Annotated in this window: 16 protein-coding genes; 9 read left to right on the forward strand and 7 right to left on the reverse strand. The window is 66.9% G+C overall.

Translation table 11 applies throughout. The features are described from left to right. Positions 1 to 10 precede the first annotated feature (10 nt). The 4 genes from ACIGJB_RS17435 to ACIGJB_RS17450 are packed head-to-tail and all read right to left on the reverse strand — an operon-like array spanning position 11 to position 4,031. Positions 11 to 823, reverse strand: coding sequence for an ABC transporter ATP-binding protein (locus ACIGJB_RS17435; RefSeq protein ID WP_483733566.1), 813 nt, complete (start codon positions 821 to 823; stop codon positions 11 to 13). After that, positions 817 to 1,860, reverse strand: coding sequence for an ABC transporter permease (locus tag ACIGJB_RS17440; protein WP_483733567.1), 1,044 nt, complete (start codon positions 1,858 to 1,860; stop codon positions 817 to 819). Before ACIGJB_RS17440 ends, ACIGJB_RS17435 begins: the two co-directional genes overlap by 7 nt. A gap of 4 nt (positions 1,861 to 1,864) precedes the next feature. Next, complete coding sequence (locus ACIGJB_RS17445; protein WP_483733568.1) at positions 1,865 to 2,902, reverse strand: ABC transporter substrate-binding protein; 1,038 nt, start codon at positions 2,900 to 2,902, stop codon at positions 1,865 to 1,867. Between the two features lie 31 nt (positions 2,903 to 2,933). Then, entirely contained in the window at positions 2,934 to 4,031 is a 1,098-nt protein-coding gene (locus ACIGJB_RS17450; RefSeq protein ID WP_483733569.1) for an LLM class flavin-dependent oxidoreductase, read from the reverse strand. Between the two features lie 252 nt (positions 4,032 to 4,283). Here ACIGJB_RS17450 and ACIGJB_RS17455 point away from each other — a divergent pair, with 252 nt between their 5' ends. The 4 genes from ACIGJB_RS17455 (at position 4,284) to ACIGJB_RS17470 (ending at position 8,806) form a co-directional block, all read left to right on the forward strand. Next, on the forward strand, positions 4,284 to 5,492 hold the full coding sequence (locus ACIGJB_RS17455; RefSeq protein ID WP_483733570.1) for an acyl-CoA dehydrogenase family protein: 1,209 nt from the start codon (positions 4,284 to 4,286) through the stop codon (positions 5,490 to 5,492). Between the two features lie 18 nt (positions 5,493 to 5,510). Next, positions 5,511 to 6,134 carry a cysteine dioxygenase family protein gene (locus ACIGJB_RS17460; protein ID WP_483733571.1) on the forward strand — a complete coding sequence of 208 codons (624 nt, stop codon included), beginning with the start codon at positions 5,511 to 5,513 and terminating at the stop codon, positions 6,132 to 6,134. Then, on the forward strand, positions 6,131 to 7,738 hold the full coding sequence (locus ACIGJB_RS17465) for a rhodanese-related sulfurtransferase (RefSeq protein WP_483733572.1): 1,608 nt from the start codon (positions 6,131 to 6,133) through the stop codon (positions 7,736 to 7,738). Before ACIGJB_RS17460 ends, ACIGJB_RS17465 begins: the two co-directional genes overlap by 4 nt. Before the next feature lie 216 nt (positions 7,739 to 7,954). Further along, positions 7,955 to 8,806: an alpha/beta fold hydrolase gene (locus tag ACIGJB_RS17470; RefSeq protein ID WP_483734706.1), complete on the forward strand. Its 852-nt coding sequence runs from the start codon at positions 7,955 to 7,957 to the stop codon at positions 8,804 to 8,806. 28 nt (positions 8,807 to 8,834) lie between these two features. Here ACIGJB_RS17470 and ACIGJB_RS17475 read toward each other — a convergent pair whose 3' ends face one another. Together ACIGJB_RS17475 and ACIGJB_RS17480 are read right to left on the reverse strand one after the other, a co-directional pair. After that, the gene (locus ACIGJB_RS17475; protein WP_483734707.1) at positions 8,835 to 9,500 is read right to left on the reverse strand and encodes a hypothetical protein; all 666 of its coding nucleotides are present in this window, start codon (positions 9,498 to 9,500) and stop codon (positions 8,835 to 8,837) included. Then, positions 9,500 to 10,894: a selenium-binding family protein gene (locus tag ACIGJB_RS17480; RefSeq protein WP_483733573.1), complete on the reverse strand. Its 1,395-nt coding sequence runs from the start codon at positions 10,892 to 10,894 to the stop codon at positions 9,500 to 9,502. The genes ACIGJB_RS17475 and ACIGJB_RS17480 overlap by 1 nt, the downstream gene beginning before the upstream one ends. A gap of 198 nt (positions 10,895 to 11,092) precedes the next feature. Between ACIGJB_RS17480 and ACIGJB_RS17485 the strand changes: the two genes are divergently transcribed. Further along, positions 11,093 to 12,655 carry an AMP-binding protein gene (locus tag ACIGJB_RS17485; RefSeq protein WP_483733574.1) on the forward strand — a complete coding sequence of 521 codons (1,563 nt, stop codon included), beginning with the start codon at positions 11,093 to 11,095 and terminating at the stop codon, positions 12,653 to 12,655. Positions 12,656 to 13,879: 1,224 nt separating this feature from the next. Further along, on the forward strand, positions 13,880 to 15,253 hold the full coding sequence (locus ACIGJB_RS17490) for an MFS transporter (protein ID WP_483733575.1): 1,374 nt from the start codon (positions 13,880 to 13,882) through the stop codon (positions 15,251 to 15,253). Here the strand turns inward: ACIGJB_RS17490 and ACIGJB_RS17495 are convergent. Continuing rightward, positions 15,247 to 16,218, reverse strand: coding sequence for a LysR substrate-binding domain-containing protein (locus tag ACIGJB_RS17495; RefSeq protein WP_483733576.1), 972 nt, complete (start codon positions 16,216 to 16,218; stop codon positions 15,247 to 15,249). The two genes, ACIGJB_RS17490 and ACIGJB_RS17495, sit on opposite strands and share 7 nt — an antisense overlap. 93 nt (positions 16,219 to 16,311) lie before the next feature. On the opposite strand from ACIGJB_RS17495, the gene pcaH reads away from it, so the two are divergent. From pcaH to ACIGJB_RS17510, 3 genes are read left to right on the forward strand one after another with little or no spacing between them, the layout of a single operon-like run. Continuing rightward, entirely contained in the window at positions 16,312 to 17,013 is a 702-nt protein-coding gene (gene pcaH / locus ACIGJB_RS17500) for a protocatechuate 3,4-dioxygenase subunit beta (protein WP_483733577.1), read from the forward strand. 4 nt (positions 17,014 to 17,017) lie between these two features. Next, a complete protein-coding gene (gene pcaG, locus ACIGJB_RS17505) occupies positions 17,018 to 17,587 on the forward strand; it encodes a protocatechuate 3,4-dioxygenase subunit alpha (protein ID WP_483733578.1) in 570 nt (189 codons plus the stop codon). A gap of 58 nt (positions 17,588 to 17,645) precedes the next feature. Next, a complete protein-coding gene (locus tag ACIGJB_RS17510; RefSeq protein ID WP_483733579.1) occupies positions 17,646 to 19,034 on the forward strand; it encodes a 3-carboxy-cis,cis-muconate cycloisomerase in 1,389 nt (462 codons plus the stop codon). Positions 19,035 to 19,057 lie beyond the last annotated feature (23 nt).

Genomic DNA, 19,057 nt, shown 5'->3' on the forward strand with positions numbered 1-19,057 from the left:
CGCGACATCCTCACCAGCTCGCATCCAGTCCAAGGTGGCGCAACGCTTCATGACGCAGTTCGGTCAGGCGCGGATCCCCGCGATGCCGCGGATAAGGCAGGTCGACGGTCAGTGCGGCGCGAATCTTCGCCGGCCGGTCGCTGAAGATAACCACGCGCTGCGCCAGGAACAAGGCCTCTTCCACGTCGTGCGTGACGAGCAGCGCCGAGAAGCCCGAGCGTTGCCACAACTCGACGAGATCGCTCTGCATCGCCAGGCGCGTGAGCGAGTCGAGCTTGCCGAGCGGCTCGTCCAGCACGAGCAGCCGCGGATCATTGACCAGCGCGCGCGCCAGCGCCACGCGCTGCGCCATGCCGCCCGAAAGCTGGTGCGGAAACACGCGCCCGAACGATTCCAGGCCCACGCGCTTGAGCGCCGCATCGACACGATGGCGCTCCTGCCGCACGATGCCGCGCGCCTGCAACCCCAGTGCGACGTTGTCCCACACGCGCCGCCACGGGTACAGCGTCGGGTCCTGGAACACGACGATGCGCGACGGGTCGGGCTCGGTGATCGGCGCGCCGTCCTGCAGCAGTTCGCCGGAGACCGGCGTGTCCAGTCCGGCGACCAGGCGCAGCAGCGTGGACTTGCCGCAACCGCTGGGGCCAAGCAGCGCGACGAACTCCCCGGGGGCGACAGTCAGGTCGACGCCATCCAGCACTTGCAGGCGGCTGTCGCCACTGCCGAACCAGTGGCTGACATTGCGGATATCAATGTGCGCGCCAGTGACTGATGCCGGGTCGTGCCGCGTTGCGGACGGAGGACGTTCTGCGATGGCTACCATTTGACGGTTCCTTTCTGCCACGACAACGCGCGGTCGCGCACGGTGAAGAGCAGCGTGATGACACCGGAGAAGAGCAGCGCCATCACGATCAGCGCGGCATACATGTTGACGTACGAAGCCCAGCCCTGTGCCCAGGTCAAGTACCAGCCGAGGCCCGATTTCACGCCCATCATCTCGGCGGTCACGAGCACCGAGAACGAAGCGCCCAGGCCCATGAACAGCCCGACGAACACTTGCGGCAACGCAGCCGGAATGGCGACGCGTAGCACCAGGAACCAGCCCGACGCCCCCATCGTGCGCGCGACGTCGTAGTAGCTCTTGTTGACGCTGGCCACGCCCGACCACGTCAGCACCGCGACTGGGAAAGCCGTGGCCAGCGCGATCAGGAACACCGCGGCGGAATAGCTCGACGGGAAGAAGTAGAACGTCAGCGGCAGCAGGGCGGTGGAGGGCAGCGGACCCAGCACGCGCAGCACCGGATGCACCCAGTAGCCGATGCGCCGCGACCAGCCGATCGACACGCCGATCAGGAAGCCAACGATGCCGCCATAGGCTACGCCGAGCCCGAGCAGCTTGAGCGTGTTGAACGCGCTGTCGCCAAGCCGCGGCCAGTCGTCGACATAGACTTCGATCAGCGCCTGCGGCGGCGCGAAGAACGGCGTCGGCAGGGTCGCGGTCTTGGCTGTCAGGATCTCCCACGCGGACAGCACCAGGGCCAGTGCGACCAGCCATGGTCCGGCAGCGTGCAGCTTGGCGAGCGTGCCGCGCGGCACCGGTGCGCGCTTGCCGGCGAGCGCGAGCACGGCCAGCAAGGTTGCCGCCGCGATGCCGGCAAGGCCCAGTTCCTCCGTATAGGCCCAGTCGGAGAAGCCCGCCACCTTGTTGGGCCAGCGCCACGTGATGGCGCCGAATGCCGCCCACGCAGCGGCTGCGGCGACACCTGCCGGCCAGGGGCGCCAGGCATCCGGCGCCGGTGCCGCGTGGGTGCCGGCGACGCGCGCGAGTGCCGGATCGAGTGCGGATTGGCTTGTCGTCATCGCATTACCCCAGGACATTGGCGTAGACGTGCTGCGCCAGGCGTTTGGCATCGGTGTTCTTCTTGAGCACGCCGATACGGCGGAAATCGTCGGCGTAGAAGGCGATCTCTTCCTGCAGGTCCACGCCGGTCGGATGGTGCGTATAGGTCAGCGTGGCGTAGAGCTTGCGCAGGTCGTCAAGGTTGATCTTCGGCGAGTACTTCGCGAAAACCTTGGCGGCCTCGTTCGGGTTCTCGTTGACGAACTCGGTCGCCTGCACGATCGCGCGCGCCAGCGCCGCCGCCGCCGCGCGATCATTGCGCACCAGCTCGCCGCGCGCACCGACCACGCAGCAGACCTTGCGCGCGTACTCGCCGGTCAGGTTGGTGGCCAGTTCGACGTAGGCGCCGTTGGTGCGCTTCTCCAGCAGGTAGAGGTTGGGATCGCCGTCGGCAATGGCCTGGATCTCGCCCTTGTCCACCGCCACGCCGAGCAAATCGGCCGGGTACTGGCGCCAGGTGATGTCCTTGTCCGGGTCGATGCCATGCTTGGCCAGCAGGATCGTGAAGAAGTGCTTGCCCGGCGCGGCCAGGTCGCTCACGCCGACGGTCTTGCCCTTGAGCTGCTGCAGGCTGGTGACGCCCGCCGCCTTCGATCCGATCAGCCGCACGCAGCCGCCGTGCGAACTGCCGATGATCTTGACGTCGAAGCCGGCTTCCAGCGGCTTGAGCCAGCGATGGATCATGCCGATCGCGGCATCGGCCTTGCCTGTCGCAATCGATTCGAGCAGCTGGTCGGTGGAGCCGCTGTAGTTCACCAGCTCTACCTGCAGCCCGTTCTTCTCGAAGAAGCCGCGCTCCTGTGCCACCACGACCGGCGTCAGGCAGAACGAGTTCTGGTTCCAGGCAAAGGTCAGTTTGCGCGGCGCGGACCAGGCCTGGCGGCCAAGGATCAATGCCGGCGCGGCGATAGCGGCGGCGCCGGCAGCGCGCAGCACGCTACGCCGGCGCGCGTTGTGATCGGCCGCGCTGGCAAGTGCGTCGGCGGGTTCAGTATGGCTCATGGATTCTCCCCGTTCCTGTTGAGATCGGATGTCAGGCGGCCTTGCGCGTCGCCTGTTGTGCCGCATCGCGCTGGGCAACGAGTTCGCGCACACGCGGAATCAGTTCGCGACCGTAGTCGACCACGTCTTCGAGCGGATCGAAGCCGCGCAGCAGGAAGGTGGTCACGCCCAGGTCGTAGTACTGCAGCAGTGCATCGGCCACCTGTTCCGGCGTACCGACAAGGCCCGTGGAGTTCGAGCGGCCGCCGGTCTCGCGCGCAATCGCGGTCCACAGGCGCTGGTCGACGCGGTCGCCCTGTTCCGCTGCCGCGAGCAGGCGGCGCGCGCCTTCGCTCTGCTGCGGGCCGCCGCGGCTGTAGCCCTGCTGCACACGCAACGTGCGGGTGCGTTCGAGGATGCTGTCGGCGCGGGCCCAGGCCTTCTCCTCGGTCTCGGCCAGCACCGGGCGGAAAGACACCGAGAAGCGCACCTGGCGGCCATGCTGCGCGGCCTCGGCGCGCACGCGCTGGGTCAGGTCGCGCACCTGGTCGTGCGATTCGCCCCACAGCGCGTACACGTCGGCGTGCTTGCCCGCGACCTTGAGCGCAGCTTCGGACGCACCGCCGAAGTAGATGGGCACATGCGGCTTCTGCGCGGGCTTGACTTCGGAGAAGCCATTGCTGAAGCGGTAGTACTTGCCTTCGTGGTCGAACGGCTTGTCTTCGGTCCAGATGCGCCGCAGGACGTCCAGGTACTCGTCGGTGCGCGCGTAGCGCTCGTCGTGGTTCAGGTAATCGCCATCGCGCTTCTGCTCGTCGTCGGAGCCGCCCGAGATGAAATGCACGCCGAGCCGGCCGCCGCTGAACTGGTCGAGCGTGGCGATCTGGCGCGCGGCCAGCGTCGGCGCGGTGAAGCCGGGACGGTGGGCCAGCATGAAGTGGATGCGCTCGGTCACCGTGGCCGCGTAGGAAATCGTCAGCGTGGCGGAAGGGCCGGTGGAGTGGTGCGGCACCAGGATGCGGTCGAACCCGGCCTGCTCGTGGGCCTGCGCAAAGGCGCGGACATAGTCGCGATCGATCACCGGGCCCGTGGGGCGGTGGATCTCCGATTGCTTCTGGCTCTGGATCATGCCGATGATATCGACGCTCATGCGTGGTTCTCCTGACTGGAAGGGCGCAACGGTGCGCTTGCGCGGAAGACGCAAGGCGAGATGCGGAAGAGGAAAAGGGAAATGACGAAGGAACTGAGCCAAACGGTACGCCCGATCTCTGCGAGACCGAACGAATAAAAACGACGGTCCATATGCAGGATGCGTCGTTCTCGCCGCCGCTCGGCGCCGGTACGCTATGCGGCATTCACCAGCGGCGTGCGTTCGCGTGCCGCGCCTTGCCAGGAATCCACCATGTCCCTGTCTTCCCTGCGCCGGCTGCCCAGCAGCCAGGCGCTGCTCGGCGATGTGCTCGCCCAGCTGACGCCGCGCCTCGCGGCCACCGCCGCGCAGCACGATGCCGACGCGAGCTTCCCGCATGTGAACTTCGCGCTGCTGCACCAGTACGGCCTGATCGCGCAGGTGGTGCCGCGCAGTTACGGTGGCGGCGGCGCGAGTCTGGCCGAAGCGCGCCGCATCATCGCTGCGGTTGCCGGCGGCGATGCCGCGACGGCGCTCGTGCTGACCATGACGTACCTTCAGCATCGCGCCATCGGCCGGGCTGAGGCGCACTGGCCCGAGCCGCTGCGCAAGCAGGTGTTTGCGAGTGCCGTCGCGGACGGTGCACTGATCAATTCGCTGCGCGTGGAGCCGGAACTGGGTTCGCCCGCACGCGGCGGCTTGCCCGCGACGGTCGCCACGCGCGTGGCCAATGGCTGGCGACTGAGCGGGCGCAAGCTCTACAGCACCGGCATTCCCGCCTTGCGCTGGCTTTCGGTCTGGGCGCGCACCGACGAGCCGCAGCCGCGCGTGGGCGTGTTCCTGGTGCAGCGGCCCGTGCCCGACACGGCCGGCATCCGCGTGATCGAGAACTGGGATCACATGGGCCTGCGCGCCTCGGGCAGCCACGAGACGGTGCTCGACAATGTGTGGATTCCGCCGGAGAACGCTGTCGATATCCGCGGGCCATCCGAGTGGGCGCCTGCAGGTGCGAGCCAGGCCGACGTGGACGCCAACGCCGACCAGCAGGCATGGATGGTGGTGCTGCTCGGCAGCCTCTATGACGCCGTGGCGCGCGCGGGCTTCGACTGGATTCGCGGCTTTGTGCGGGAGCGCGCACCCGCCAGCCTTGGCGCACCGTTGGCGACGCTGCCGCGCGTGCAGGAGGCAATCGGCGAGATCGCGGCGCTGCTGCACGCCAACCAGGCGCTGCTCGACGATGCCGCCGCGCGCGCCGACGCGGGCACGCCGCCGACACCTACCGACAGCGGGCTGCTAAAGTTCACGATCACAAGCCAGGCGATTCGCGCCGTGGAACTGGCGCTGCAGCTGTCGGGCAACCACGGCCTGAGCCGCAACAACCCGCTGGAACGCCATTACCGCGACGTGCTGTGCAGCCGCATCCATACGCCGCAGAACGACTCGATCCTGGTCGCGGCGGGGCGCGTGGCGCTAGGGCAATGACAATATCAGGAGACCGTTGTGAGTGACTCCCCCACGATCATCCGCGCTTCGCTCGCGCCGCTGCGCGAGTTCATCACCGGCCTGACGGCGCTGCTGGACCAGCGGCCCGACGAGTCGCGCATCCTGCGTGAAGGTGGCGCGTTGCTGGCCGCACTGGTCGCGCGCGATGACTGGTTGCCCGATGCCTTCGCGCAGCCGCACCCCGAGTACTACCAGCAGATGCTGCTGCACTGCGATTCGGCCGAGCGCTTTTCCATCGTCAGCTTTGTCTGGGGACCGGGTCAGCGCACGCCGATCCACGACCACACGGTGTGGGGCCTGATCGGCATGCTGCGCGGCGCCGAGTATTCGCAGCCGTTCGTGCTCGATGCCGCGGGGCGACCGTTGGCGCATGGCGAGCCGACGCGGCTGGAGCCGGGACAGGTGGAAGCGGTATCGCCGACAGTGGGCGATATCCATCGCGTGCACAACGCCTATGACGACCGCGTCTCGATCAGCATCCACGTGTACGGTGCCAACATCGGCGGCGTGCGTCGCAGCGTCTACCCCGAGGCCGGTGAACGCAAGCCGTTCATCTCCGGCTACTCCAACCCCTACCTGCCCAATCCGTGGGACCGCTCGAAGGATTCCGCCGCATCATGACCGCTTCCGCTGAACAATTTCCGCTGATCACCACCCAGGCCGTGCGCCAGGCGCTGCTCGACCGCAAGGAGATCGCGCTGCTCGATGTGCGCGAGGAAGACCCGTTTGCCCAGTCGCATCCGCTGTGGGCCGCCAATTTCCCGCTATCGAAACTGGAACTCGAAGCGTGGCCGCGCATTCCGCGGCGCGACACGCGCATCGTGGTCTATGGCGAGCACGATGGCGCCGACCTCGCGCCGCGCGCCGCCAGCGTGCTGCGCAAGCTGGGCTACACGGACGTGAACCTGCTCGACGGCGGGCTCGATGCGTGGATTGCCGCAGGCGGTGAAGTGTTCCGCGACGTCAACGTGCCGAGCAAGTCGTTCGGGGAAGTGGTGGAGGCCAGGCGCCACACACCGTCGCTGTCCGCGCCCGAGGTCAAGGCACTGATCGACAGCGGCGCCGACGTGGTCGTGGTCGACGCACGCCGCTTCGACGAGTACCAGACCATGAGCATCCCCACGGCCACGAGCGTGCCGGGTGCCGAACTGGTGTTGCGCGTGCGCGAACTGGCGCCGGACCCGTCGACGCAAGTCATCGTCAACTGCGCGGGCCGCACGCGCAGCATCATCGGCACGCAGTCGCTGATCAATGCCGGCCTGCCGAACCCGGTGGCAGCGCTGCGCAACGGCACCATCGGCTGGACGCTGGCCGGGCAAACGCTGGACCACGGTGCCAGCCGGCGTGCGCCGCTGGACATCGGCGAGGCCAACCGCGAGAAGGCCCGCCGGGGCGCACGCGATATCGCAGCGCGCGCCGGGGTGCAGCGCGTCGCCCACGCGGCACTGGCGCCGCTGGAAGCGCCTGGACGCACGCTTTACCGGTTCGATGTGAGGACACCCGAGGAATACGCCGGCGGCCACCTGCCCGGCTTTATCAACGCACCGGGCGGGCAGCTCGTGCAGGAGACCGACCACAGCGCGCCGGTACGCGGCGCGCGCATCGTGCTGGCCGACGATGACGGCGTGCGCGCGGACATGAGCGCGTCATGGCTCGCGCAAATGGGTTGGGACGTAGCGGTGGTGGAGCCTGTCGATGCGGCGCTGCGCAGCGAGACCGGCGTGCCGCGCGTGCCCGCGCCCGATGCCGCGCCGGTCGAAGCCGTGTCGCCGGCAACGCTGGGCGCGTGGCTGCAAGCGCAGGATGGACAGACGGTCGTGCTGGACTTCACCAGCAGTGCCAACTATGTGAAGCGCCACATCCCCGGTGCATGGTTCGTCATTCGCGCACAGCTTGCCCAGGCGCTGAAGGGCATTCCCGCGGCACGCCGCTATGTGCTGACGTGCGGCACCAGCCAGCTGGCGCGCTTCGCCGCCGAGGACCTGCGCGCACTCACGCAGGCCGAGATCTATGTGCTTGAAGGCGGCACACTCGCCTGGCTGGCTGCCGGCTTGCCGGTGGAAAGCGGCGAAACGCACTTGGCCGTGCCGCGCACGGACCGCTATCGTCGTCCGTATGAGGGCACCGACAATGCGGCCGCCGCGATGCAGGCCTACCTCGACTGGGAGTACGGCCTGATCGCCCAGCTGGACCGTGACGGCACGCACTTTTTCAACGTCGCCTGAAGCGGGGCGGCGGCGCTGGGCCCAGGCCGCCGCGCTGGATCCATGGAGGGGAGTCCCCATTCGTGAGCAGCAGGAACTAATGAAGGTCTTGGTCGGAAATGCTGGCGATTGATTTCCTGATTACACTGCCTTGGCTCTCGATGGACCGCGCAGGTCCTTGAACAGGAAAGGAGGCAGGCCGTGCTGGAAGGATTCAAGGGGTTCGAACATCGCCACATGCAATGCGGGGACGTTGGCATCCATGCCGTTGTTGGCGGGCAGGGCCCGGCGCTGCTGCTATTGCATGGCCATCCGCAGACCTATGTGATCTGGCATAAGATCGCGGCGTCGCTGGCGCGCCATTTCACGGTGGTGGCGGCGGACCTGCGTGGCTATGGGGACAGCGACAAGCCTGCCGGTCTGCCCGACCACGGCAACTACAGCAAGCGCGCGATGGCGCGCGATCAGGTCGAACTGATGGCAGCGCTCGGCTTCGAGCGTTTTGGCGTCATGGCGCATGATCGCGGCGCGCGCGTGGCGCACCGCATGGCGCTGGACCACGGCGAACGTGTCGAACGTCTCGTCACGCTCGATATCGCGCCCACGCTGGCGATGTACGAGCAGACCAGCCTGGCCTTTGCCACGGCGTACTGGCACTGGTTTTTCCTGATTCGGCCTGCACCGTTTCCGGAAACCCTGATCGAGGCGGACCCGGCGCTCTACCTGCGCAGCACCATGGGTGCGCGCAGTGCGGGGTTGGCGCCTTTCACCGCAGCGGCGATGGCCGAGTACCTGCGCTGCCTGCAATTGCCCGGTGCCGCGCATGGACTGTGCGAGGACTATCGCGCCAGCGCGGGTATCGACCTGGAGCATGATCGTGCCGATCTGGCCGCTGGACGCATGGTGGAATGCGAGATGCTGGCACTGTGGGGAGAGCAGGGCGCCGTGGGCCAATGCTTCCGACCGCTTGAAGAATGGCGCAAGGTGGCGCGGCGCGTGAACGGACATGGCTTGCCGTGCGGGCATTACATTGCTGAGGAGGCGCCGGAGTTGCTGTTGGAGACCGTGTTGCCGTTCTTGCAGGGGTGAAACGCACCGAAACGATCGCAATCGGCAATCACCACACCAGCAGCGCGACCCCACACAGCGCCAGCGCGACGCTCCAGAGCAGATCCAGGTTGATCCATCCCGTCCGCAAGAACGCCACACCAACGCGGTCATAGACCAGCAGCGCCACAACGCAGATAGCTAGCAGCATGGCCCCGGTATGCAGGCCCAGCGCCAGCACGGCGGGTGCCACGGCGCTGCGCCCGCTGATCCTGCCCGATAGCGAGGATGCGCACAGCGGCATCAGTGCCGGCACCAGCATCAGCCCGGCCCCATGCACGCCCGCCATGAGAAACGACCAGCAGGCGAGCCCCGCCATACCCGCTTGCATGCCCACGCGCGGCCGGCCGCGGTGACCGCGCAGCCCGTGCCACGCCGCCCAGCCGATCAGAACCAGCCCGCCGCCGCGTGCAAACCACCGCGCATCCACCACGCTGCCAAGCGTGAGCGCCGCCGCCACGAACACCGCCACCGCCAGCGCATGGCCCAGCGCGATCGGCAGCAGCGACAGCACCACCACGCTGCGCTTGTGGCGGTGCAGCCCCAGCGCCACGGCGAACAGCCAGCCCATGGCGGGATTGATGCCATGGAACAGGCCCAGCGCGGCAATCGCGACCCAGGGCCACCACGCCGCCCACTGTGCAGACGCGTTGGCGAACGTGGCGGATGGGTCCATCACGGATAGCAATATGAATCCGACGAGCAATCCCCGCCTTGCAACCGCACCTGGTGCGGGCGATGACTCTTCGGCCATTCGATGAAGAACTTCGGGTCGAAGGACAGGCCGCCTTCCGGCGCGGCATCGAGCTTCACCATCCAGCCGTCGATGCCCTCGGGATAGAACTGCGGGTCCACCGCGCCGTACAGCGAGTTGGTGAAGTAGATGCGGCGGCCGTCGCGGCTCACCTCGACCATCTGCGGCCCGCCATTGAGCGCACCGTTCTTCGCGCCCGGATGCGTGGCGCGCGAGACGATGCCGCCGATACGCACCTTTCCCGCCAGTTTCGGCGCGAACGGGTCGGACACATCGTATTGCAGCAGGTCGCCCGTGCCCCAGCAGGACACGTACAGGAAGCGGTCATCCATCGACAGGTCAATGTCCGTCACCAGCGGCGGCACCGCCTTGAAGCCCTTGAGCATGGGCGGCAGCTGGTCGGGGTCGGCGGCCTCGGCCGGGATCTCGATGACTTTGCGCACGGCCCACTTGTCCTTGTCGCGGTACCACGTCCAGATCGACGACGACAGGTCCTTCAGGCTGATCACGCAGTTGACGAAGCCATAGGCCTTGGTCGGGTCATGCGCCGGACGCAGCTCGAACACGAGCTGGTACTCATCGCCGAAATCGATCTCCTGCAAGTGCCTGCGCCGCGTGAAGTCCCAGAAATGCAGGCGGCGCCCGTAGCGCGCACCGAGCAGGATGTCGGGCAGGAGGCCGTCCTCGACCATGTCCGGCGTGCCCCATTCGCTGGTGACGAGCGTGTCATAGCCCAGGTGCCACCAGCCGTCATAGGCGAAGTACTGCGGACCGCGCTCGACCTCCCAGCGTCCAAGCGGGTCGAAGCTCTGCGGGTCGAGCATCGCGATGCCGCCGGGGCCCTTGCCCTCGGCGTTGCCGAGCGCCGTCAGGTAGATGCCGCCCGGCCCGCAATGCACGGTATGCGGCCGGCTGTAGCCGGTGCGCTCGGCCAGTGTCTCGGCCTCGATCACCTTGGTCAGGAACGGCTTGAGCGGATCGGGTTTGGTGTCGAGGATATAGATGCGCGAAGAGCGCAATCCCGGTACTACCAGGTAGCGCCGCTCCATGTGCGGATGCGGCGCATTCGGGCACAGGCACGACGAACAAGCGTTCCAGCCGAAGTGGTGCAACTCGTCGCCGGCATGCGGCATGGCGACCTGGCCGACGATGCTGGCGTAGTGTGGTGATACCGGGTCCACGTCGACCACGGCGATAGCGTCCGGCTGCTTGCGCTCGGGATCGAACATCGCCACGTAGGCAAGGCCCTCCGGCGGCGCCTTGGCGGCCAGGCGGGGCGATGGGTAAAAGCTCGGATCCGGCTTCCAGGTGGCCATGGCGCGTCTCCTCGGTCTGTTCCTCTTACCGCAGGCATCCAATATAGGACACAACTCAGGCCCGGGCGGGGGGCGAGTCCTGTAGACGGACGCCTTGAACACGGCTGCCGCGATGCAGATTCGTCGCTTTAGACGAGTCCCCGTCCCGAACCGCTTCGCGATACTCGTCGGCACCCTTTGCTCCTGTCCCAACGCCCCATGACGCCTGCCGCCCTGACGCCGTTCGAAGCTACCGATATCCGCACCCTGATCGATGAACAGGCCGCCCGGCGCGGCAATCACCCGTTCCTCGTGTGGGAGCCCTTCGATGGCGAGGGCGCGACGTGGTCCTACGCGCAGTTTGGCAACACGGTCCGGCGCTTCGCCGCCGGCTTGCAGGCGCGCGGCGTGCAAAGCGGCGAGCGCGTGCTGGTGCATCTGGACAACTGCCCGGAATCAGTCATCGCCTGGCTCGGCTGCGCCTATGCCGGCGCCGTGCCCGTGACCACCAACACGCGGTCCAGCGCGGATGAGCTGGCCTTCTTCGCCAGCCACAGCGGCGCCGTGGCCGGCATCACGCAACCGCGGTTTGCGGCAATGGTTCGCCAGGCGGCGCCTGCATTGGCATGGGTGGCGGTCACCGCGACCGACAACGGCGCGGCGCCGGAAGCCAATGTGGCCGGTTTCACGCCATTCGCCGCCATCGACGCCGATCCCGATACGCTGGCCCAGCGGCCGCATGATCCGATGGCGCCGTTCGGCATCCAGTACACCTCGGGCACCACGTCGCGACCGAAGGCCGTGCTGTGGAGCCATGCCAACGCGCTGTGGGGCGCGCAGCTGTGCGCGCGGCATGAAGATCTGCGCGCGGACGATGTCCATCTCGTGCACCTGCCGCTGTTCCATACGAACGCGCAGGTGTATTCGGTGGCAGCGTCGCTGTGGGTGGGCGCCACCGTGGTGCTGCTGCCGAAGTTCTCGGTATCGCGCTTCTGGCCGGTGTCGCTGCGGCATGGCTGCACCTGGACCTCGATGGTCCCGTTCTGCGTCCGCGCGCTGATGGGCCAGCCCCGGCCAGAGCGGCACAGCTACCGCCACTGGGGCAGCGGCGTGTGCGAGCCGCCCACCGACGCCCATTTCGGCGTGAAGACCATCGGCTGGTGGGGCATGACCGAAACCATCTCGCACGGCACCGTCGGCTCGCCGCATCGCGCCAATACGCCGATGTCGATGGGACGGCCGTCGCCGGGCTATGAGATCCATGTGCTCGATGAGCACGGCCAGCCGGTCGCGCCGGGCGAAACCGGCGACCTCTACGTGCGCGGCCAGCGCGGCGTATCGCTGTTCCTGGAGTACTTCAATGATCCCGCGGCCACGGCTGCGGCGTTCCGCGCCGATGGCCTGTTCATCACCGGCGACCGCGTCCGGCTCGGCGAGGACGGCGCGCTCTACTTCGCCGACCGCGCCAAGGACATGCTGAAGGTCGGTGGCGAGAACGTTGCGGCGTCGGAGATCGAGCGCGTGATCGCGCTGGTGCCCGGCGTGGCCGAAGCGGCGGTGGTGGCAAAGAAGCACCCGATGCTCGATGAAGTGCCAGTGGCCTTCGTCATTCCAGCACAGGGGGCCGGCGAAGACCTGCCGTCGCGCATCCTGGCCGCCTGCACGGCACAGCTTGCCGACTTCAAACGCCCGCACGAGGTGAGGCTGGTGGATAGCCTGCCGCGTGCCACGCTTGAGAAAGTCGCCAAGGCGCAATTGCGCGCGATGCTGATGCAGGCCTAGCCGAGAACATGGCCGTCGCAGCCGCGAGGCAGAATACAAATGGGTATTTTTTCTACATTCGGGGGCGCATAAGGAAATCGCCAATCGAATATTGCGCGGTTGTGGTGCCTGAGCATCGCGCGTGAATGGTGGCTTGGTCTAATAAAAAAACCAAGCCCCCACGGAGGCTTGGAGAGGCGGGACCTTGATCTCGCCTCATTATCGTCGGCGCTCGCGGCTGGCGAATTAAGAACCATCCGTGAACATATCCCGCTTGTCCGTGATTTTGTCACCGTCGGTGAATACATCCCTCCTGTCAGTGATTGCTCTACTTCCATCCGTGAACGGGTCCCGCGTCCCCATCACGCTCGAGCCATCCGTGTAAACGTCCCGAGTCCCGGTGCCAGCATACGCAGCACCAGCGCCCAACGCAGCACTTGCCGCCGCAAGCAAAAAAGCTGTTTTTAGCATTCTTCCACCTCCTTATCGGTGGTTACGGGTCCCTCCCCGGAAAAAATTACATTCACTATAGGTTTGTGCGCTGCAACTTGAAATGGCGGCCTTATACAGTTTTTTTATATTTCATATAATCGCGTGAAATATCATTTGTAATAAATTGCTTAAATATCGCCTGACATGGCAGCACGGCGGAGCGGCGTTAAGGAATGGCTATGGCTCTTGTGCCGGTATTTTCGCCCGCGTGACTTCAGACGAATTTGGCAGCGGGACGGGCACTATGGTTTAGGGAAAACCTGTCCCGCCTGAAATCGGTGTCGGGCAGCTGAGGTGAAAAGCCGTAAAGCGTTGATTGAGCCTTATGCGGCTCTTTCCGAGCGGCGATCACATTGATCGGTGCTTAGCGCATCCTAAGCAATACGTCACGGCATGGAAAATGACATCTCACGTTATTTCCATGAAATTCAGGCATGTATCCAAGTCGCTTCCGACTGCCTGCGGTGAAAAATTGCGTCATTGCCCAGATCTTCTCGGACGGAAATTGACGCGCGTGTCAATCGCGCAATTTTACCGCTTGCGAAGGCTGTGCCCTGGCGTAATTCGCCTCGTCCGATGCCGTTCCAGATGGCCTGCTGCGACGGGTTAACCCGGATACTTGCCCCTGATCCCCGGCGCCTAAGATCGGTTCCAGTAGAGAACCATGGTTCGCTATAAGAACAAATGGCGGGTTTTGCCGATTTGCCAAATCAGCGCCCCTTGCCGATTTCCAAAGTCAAACGGAGACAACCCGTGCCCCAGTCCAACCCTCCAAAGGGCGGCGTCATCGACGTCCAGGCCCTGATCGACGAGCGGCCGTTCACCGGCTATCAATGGCTGATCCTGATCCTGTGTTTCCTGATCGTTGCCGTCGACGGCTTTGATACAGCGGCCATCGGCTATATCGCCCCGGCACTGGTGCAGGACTGGGGCATCCAGAAATCCGAGCTGGGCCCCGTCATGAGCGCGGCGCTGTTCGGCCTGGCCTTTGGCGCCATCTTTGCCGGCCCGCTGGCCGATCGCGTCGGCCGCAAGCGCGTGCTGGTGCTGTCGGTCTTCTTTTTCGGCGTGTGCAGCCTGGCCACGGCCTTTGCGCCAAGCCTGGGCTGGCTGACCACGCTGCGTTTCCTGACCGGCCTGGGCCTGGGCGCCGCCATGCCGAACGCGGTGACACTGACGTCCGAGTTCGCGCCGCAGCGCCGCCGTGCGGTGCTGGTGAACACCATGTTCTGCGGCTTTCCGCTCGGCTCGGCGGTGGGCGGCTTCGTCGCGGCGGCGATGATCCCGAACTATGGCTGGCACAGCGTGCTTGTGCTGGGCGGCGTGCTGCCGGTCGTGCTGGCCGCGCTGCTGGTGCTGCTGCTGCCGGAATCGGTGCGCTACATGGTGCTGCGCAACTACCCGGCCGAACAGATCGGCAAGGTGCTGCAGCGCGTCACCGGTGCCGGCGCGGCGGCCGCAAGCTATGTCATCGGCGAGCAGGCGCCCGCGACGCGCTCGGCCATCGGCACGGTGCTGTCGCCGGGCTACCGCCTGGGCTCGGCCATGATGTGGGCCACGTACTTCATGGGCCTGGTGATCTTCTACCTGCTGACCAGCTGGATGCCCACGCTGATGAAGGACGCGGGCTTCTCGATCCAGCGCGCCTCGTTCCTGACCGCGCTGTTCCCACTGGGCGGCGGCATCGGTACCATCGCCGCGGGCTGGTTCATGGATCGCTTCAACCCGAACAAGGTGATTGCGCTGACCTATGCCATCACCGGTGCGCTGATCTACGCCGTCGGGCAGGGCACCGGCAGCCAGGTGCTGCTGGGCGTGCTGATCTTCCTGGCGGGTACCGCGATGAACGGCGCGCAGTCATCCATGCCGTCGCTGGCGGCGGCCTTCTACCCGACGCAGGGCCGTGCCACGGGCGTGGCCTGGATGCTCGGCATCGGCCGCTTCGGCGGCATCACCGGCGCGCTGCTCGGCGCGGAACTGCTGCGCCTGCAGCTTGGCTTCGACATGATCTTCACGCTGCTGGCCGTGCCGGCCTTCCTGGCCGCGGTGGCGCTGATGGTGAAGCACTTCGGTGGCAGCCCCGCGCCGGCAGGCGAGCAGGGCGGCCGGCCCATGGCCGCTCACTGAGCCGGCTGGCCGCGACGTGGCGCATCGGGATGCGCCGCCGCCCGGATGCAGTCGGCCAGCGCCTCGGCCATCGGCGTCAGGGTGCGGTCCTTGTGCCGCAGCAGTCCGACCGGCTCCTCGGTGCCGAGGGTATCGATCGGCAATGCCACCAGCCCGCCCGCGTCCATGGCGCGGCGCGTGGCCGACATCGGCGCCGCCCAGACGCAATCGCTCTGCTCGGCAAGCAGGCGTCCGAGATAGGCGTCAGACGTCTCGACGCAGCCATCGGGCAGGCGCAGGCCGTGGCGCGCCAGCAGGCTTTCGGTGTTGTGGCGCGGGATCGAGCCTGCGGCGGCAATCACCAGCGGCCATGCCAGGCAATCGAGCAAGGTGGGGCGCGTGGTCCGGGCCAGCGCATGGCCGGGATGCACCGTCAGCACCAGGGAATCGGGCCCCAGCGACTCGAACCACAAGCTTTCCATCGCGACCGGATCGTCCATGCGGCCGATCACCAGGTCGAGCACGTCGGCCTTGAGCTGGTCAATCAGATTGCGGTTCATGCCGGTCCGCACGTCCAGGCCGACCTCGGGATACGTGGCGCGAAAGCGCAGCAAGGCATCGGTCAACACCGCCGGCACCACGCTCGGCAGTGCACCGAGCCGTATCCGCTCATGCGTCAGCGCGGTTTCGCCCGTGACGCTGCCGGCGGCGGCATCGATATCGGCCAGGATGCGCAGCGCATGCTGCAGGAAGCGCGTGCCCGCCGTGGTCAGCTCGGTACCCGCGCGCTGCCGCACCAGCAGCCGCGTGCCGGCCAGTTCCTCCAGTTCGCTCAGGGTCTTGGAAACGGCCGGCTGGGTCAGCCCAAGGCGGTCCGCCGCGCGCCCGAGGTGCTGGGTTTGCGACACCGCCACGAAGCAGTAGAGATGCCGCAGCCGCACGCGGTTGCGGAAGATATCCTGCGCGGCCTGTTCCTGTCGTTCCATATCGAAAATTCATCGTAATCAGGCAATAACTCAATTTACATGACTTTGTGTGTCACCTAAAGTCATTCCACCGCTAAAACACGGAGACGAAGCATGCCCCGCCTCGCCCAGTACCGTCGTCCCTATTGGGACACCCAGCCTGAATACCGTTTCGATCCCTATGCCTCGACCGTGCTGCGGTCGCCCACGCAGCCGCTGGTGCGGATTCCGCAGTCGCTGTCGGAAGTCACAGGTCCCACGTTCGGCACCGAATTCGTGCGTGCCGGCGACAACGACCTGACCATCGGCAATGGTGGCGAGCCGCTTGGCGAGCGCATCCTGGTCACGGGCCGCGTGCTGGACGAGAACGGCCGCCCGGTGCCGAATGCGCTGATCGAGGTGTGGCAGGCCAATGCGGCGGGCCGCTACACGCACAAGCGCGACCAGCACGATGCACCGCTCGATCCGCACTTCTCCGGCGAAGGCCGCATGGTGACCGACGCCAACGGCCGCTACCAGTTCAAGACCATCAAGCCCGGTGCCTATCCCTGGCGCAACCACCACAACGCCTGGCGGCCGCAGCATATCCACTTCTCGCTGTTCGGCAACGCCTACGCGACGCGCCTGGTCACGCAGATGTACTTCCCCGGCGACCCGCTGCTGCCGTACGACCCGATCTACAACTGCGTGCCCGACGAGAAGGCGCGCGAACGCCTGATCGCCACCTTTGACTGGGAGACCACGCAGCCGGAATACGCGCTGGGCTACCGTTTCGATATCGTGCTGCGTGGCCGCGATGCCACGCCGATGGAGTAAGAGCATGCTGTACGCCACCGCTTCGCAGACTGTCGGCCCTTACCTGCATATCGGCCTGACCGGCCTGAACTGTGCCGACCTCACCGCTGACGCGCCGGAACTTGCCGGCCAGCGCATCGTCATCGAAGGCCGCGTCATCGACGGCACCGGCGCGCCCGTGCCGGACGGCATGGTCGAGATCTGGCAGGCCAACCCGGCCGGCCGCTACCGCCATGCCGAAGACACGCGCGAACTGCCGCTGGTCGCCGGCTTCACCGGCTTCGGCCGCGTGCCGACGGCCGAGGATGGCTCGTTCCGCTTCGTCACCGTGAAGCCGGGCATGGTGCCCGGCGCGGACGGCACGCCGCAGGCGCCGCACATCATGGTGTCGGTGTTCATGCGCGGCCTGGTCAAGCACGTGGCCACGCGGGTCTACTTTCCGGATGAGGCTGCCGCCAATGCTGCCGACGGCGTGCTGGCACTGGTGCCGGCCGAGCGGCGCGGCACGCTGATTGCCGCTGCGCAGGGCAATGGCGCGCTGCGTTGGGATGTGGTGCTGCAGGGACGGGGCGAGACGGTGTTTTTCGACATCTGACGCTTCGCGCATAATCGTGCCGTCGCCAACGTCGTGACGGCACATCCACTACGCCCCCATGCCAAGCTCGTCCCGCCTTACCGATCCCATGTTCGGCAGCCCGGCCGTGCTGGAGATCTTCTCCGATACCGGCGCCGTGCGCGGCATGCTCGCCGTCGAAGCCGCGCTGGCCCGCGCCGAGTCGCGCTGCAATGTCATTCCCGTTTCCGCCGCGACGGTCATTTCCGAAGTCTGCACAGACGTCTCGGTCATAGACCTCGATGCCCTCGCGCAAGCGGCGGTTGCCGCCGGCAACCTGGCCATTCCGTTCGTCAAGCAACTCACCGCCGCCGTCGCGGCCCGCGATGCCGAGGCAGCGCGCTTCGTCCACTGGGGCGCCACCAGCCAGGACATCATCGATACCGCGCTCGTGCTTCAGCTTGGCGAGGCGATGCCGCACCTGCAGGCGGACCTGCTGGCGCTGGGCAATGGCTGCGCCGCGCTGGCCACGTCGCATCGCGACACGCCCATGGTCGGCCGCACCTGGCTGCAACACGCCTTGCCGACCACGTTTGGCCTGAAGGCGGCGGGCTGGCTCGATGCGCTGCGTCGCGACCTGCGGCGCGTCGATGCCGCTAGCGTCCAGGTCAAAGTGCTGCAGTTCGGCGGCGCGGCCGGCACGCTCGCGAGCCTGGGCCAGTCCGCGCCGGCCGTGGCCCGCGCGCTGGCGAACGAACTGAAGCTTGATATACCCGCGTTGCCATGGCACGCGCACCGTGACCGCCTGGTCGAGGTGGCCACCGCGCTTGGCGTGCTCACCGGCACGCTCGGCAAGATGGCGCGGGATATCTCGCTGCTGATGCAGACCGAGGTCGCCGAAGTGGCCGAGCCCACCGGCCCCGGCCGCGGCGGCTCCAGCACCATGCCGCACAAGCGCAACCCGGTTGGCTGTGCCGCCGTGCTAACTGCGGCAGTACGCGTGCCGCCGCTGGTGGCTACCATGCTGTCGGGCATGGTGCAGGAACACGAGCGCGCGCTGGGCGGCTGGCAGGCCGAGTGGGATACGCTGCCGCAGATCGTCACGCTTGCGGCCGGCGCGCTGCGCCAGATGGGGCAGGTGGTGTCCGGCCTGCAGGTGGATACTGCGCGCATGCGCGCCAATCTCGACATGACGCATGGCCTGATCCTCGGCGAAGCGGCTATGCTCGAACTTGGCGGCCGCATCGGCCGGCTCGAAGCGCACCATGTGGTGGAGCGGGCGTCGCGTCTCGCGGTGGCGCAAGGCACCACGCTGCGCGAAGCACTGGCACGGACGCTCGGCGAAAATCCCGCCCATGCGGGCCTGCTCGATGAGGCTACCCTCGACCGCCTTGCCGACCCGGCCAACTACGCCGGCCAGTCCGCGGCCTTTGCCGATGCCACCGTGCAGGCCTGGCACGCGGCGGTTGCCCGGCGCCATGCCGGTTGATTGGCACAACCTCACGCAGGATT

It is taken from the genome of Cupriavidus sp. C2SS-8b (assembly GCF_057073745.1).

Coding starts and splice junctions, on each gene's coding strand:
- ACIGJB_RS17435 (WP_483733566.1), bottom strand. CDS start 823: ATGGTAGCCATCGCAGAACGTCCTCCGTCCGCAACGCGGCACGACCCG.
- ACIGJB_RS17440 (WP_483733567.1), bottom strand. CDS start 1,860: ATGACGACAAGCCAATCCGCACTCGATCCGGCACTCGCGCGCGTCGCC.
- ACIGJB_RS17445 (WP_483733568.1), bottom strand. CDS start 2,902: ATGAGCCATACTGAACCCGCCGACGCACTTGCCAGCGCGGCCGATCAC.
- ACIGJB_RS17450 (WP_483733569.1), bottom strand. CDS start 4,031: ATGAGCGTCGATATCATCGGCATGATCCAGAGCCAGAAGCAATCGGAG.
- ACIGJB_RS17455 (WP_483733570.1), top strand. CDS start 4,284: ATGTCCCTGTCTTCCCTGCGCCGGCTGCCCAGCAGCCAGGCGCTGCTC.
- ACIGJB_RS17465 (WP_483733572.1), top strand. CDS start 6,131: ATGACCGCTTCCGCTGAACAATTTCCGCTGATCACCACCCAGGCCGTG.
- ACIGJB_RS17470 (WP_483734706.1), top strand. CDS start 7,955: ATGCAATGCGGGGACGTTGGCATCCATGCCGTTGTTGGCGGGCAGGGC.
- ACIGJB_RS17475 (WP_483734707.1), bottom strand. CDS start 9,500: ATGGACCCATCCGCCACGTTCGCCAACGCGTCTGCACAGTGGGCGGCG.
- ACIGJB_RS17480 (WP_483733573.1), bottom strand. CDS start 10,894: ATGGCCACCTGGAAGCCGGATCCGAGCTTTTACCCATCGCCCCGCCTG.
- ACIGJB_RS17485 (WP_483733574.1), top strand. CDS start 11,093: ATGACGCCTGCCGCCCTGACGCCGTTCGAAGCTACCGATATCCGCACC.
- ACIGJB_RS17495 (WP_483733576.1), bottom strand. CDS start 16,218: ATGGAACGACAGGAACAGGCCGCGCAGGATATCTTCCGCAACCGCGTG.
- pcaH (WP_483733577.1), top strand. CDS start 16,312: ATGCCCCGCCTCGCCCAGTACCGTCGTCCCTATTGGGACACCCAGCCT.
- pcaG (WP_483733578.1), top strand. CDS start 17,018: ATGCTGTACGCCACCGCTTCGCAGACTGTCGGCCCTTACCTGCATATC.
- ACIGJB_RS17510 (WP_483733579.1), top strand. CDS start 17,646: ATGCCAAGCTCGTCCCGCCTTACCGATCCCATGTTCGGCAGCCCGGCC.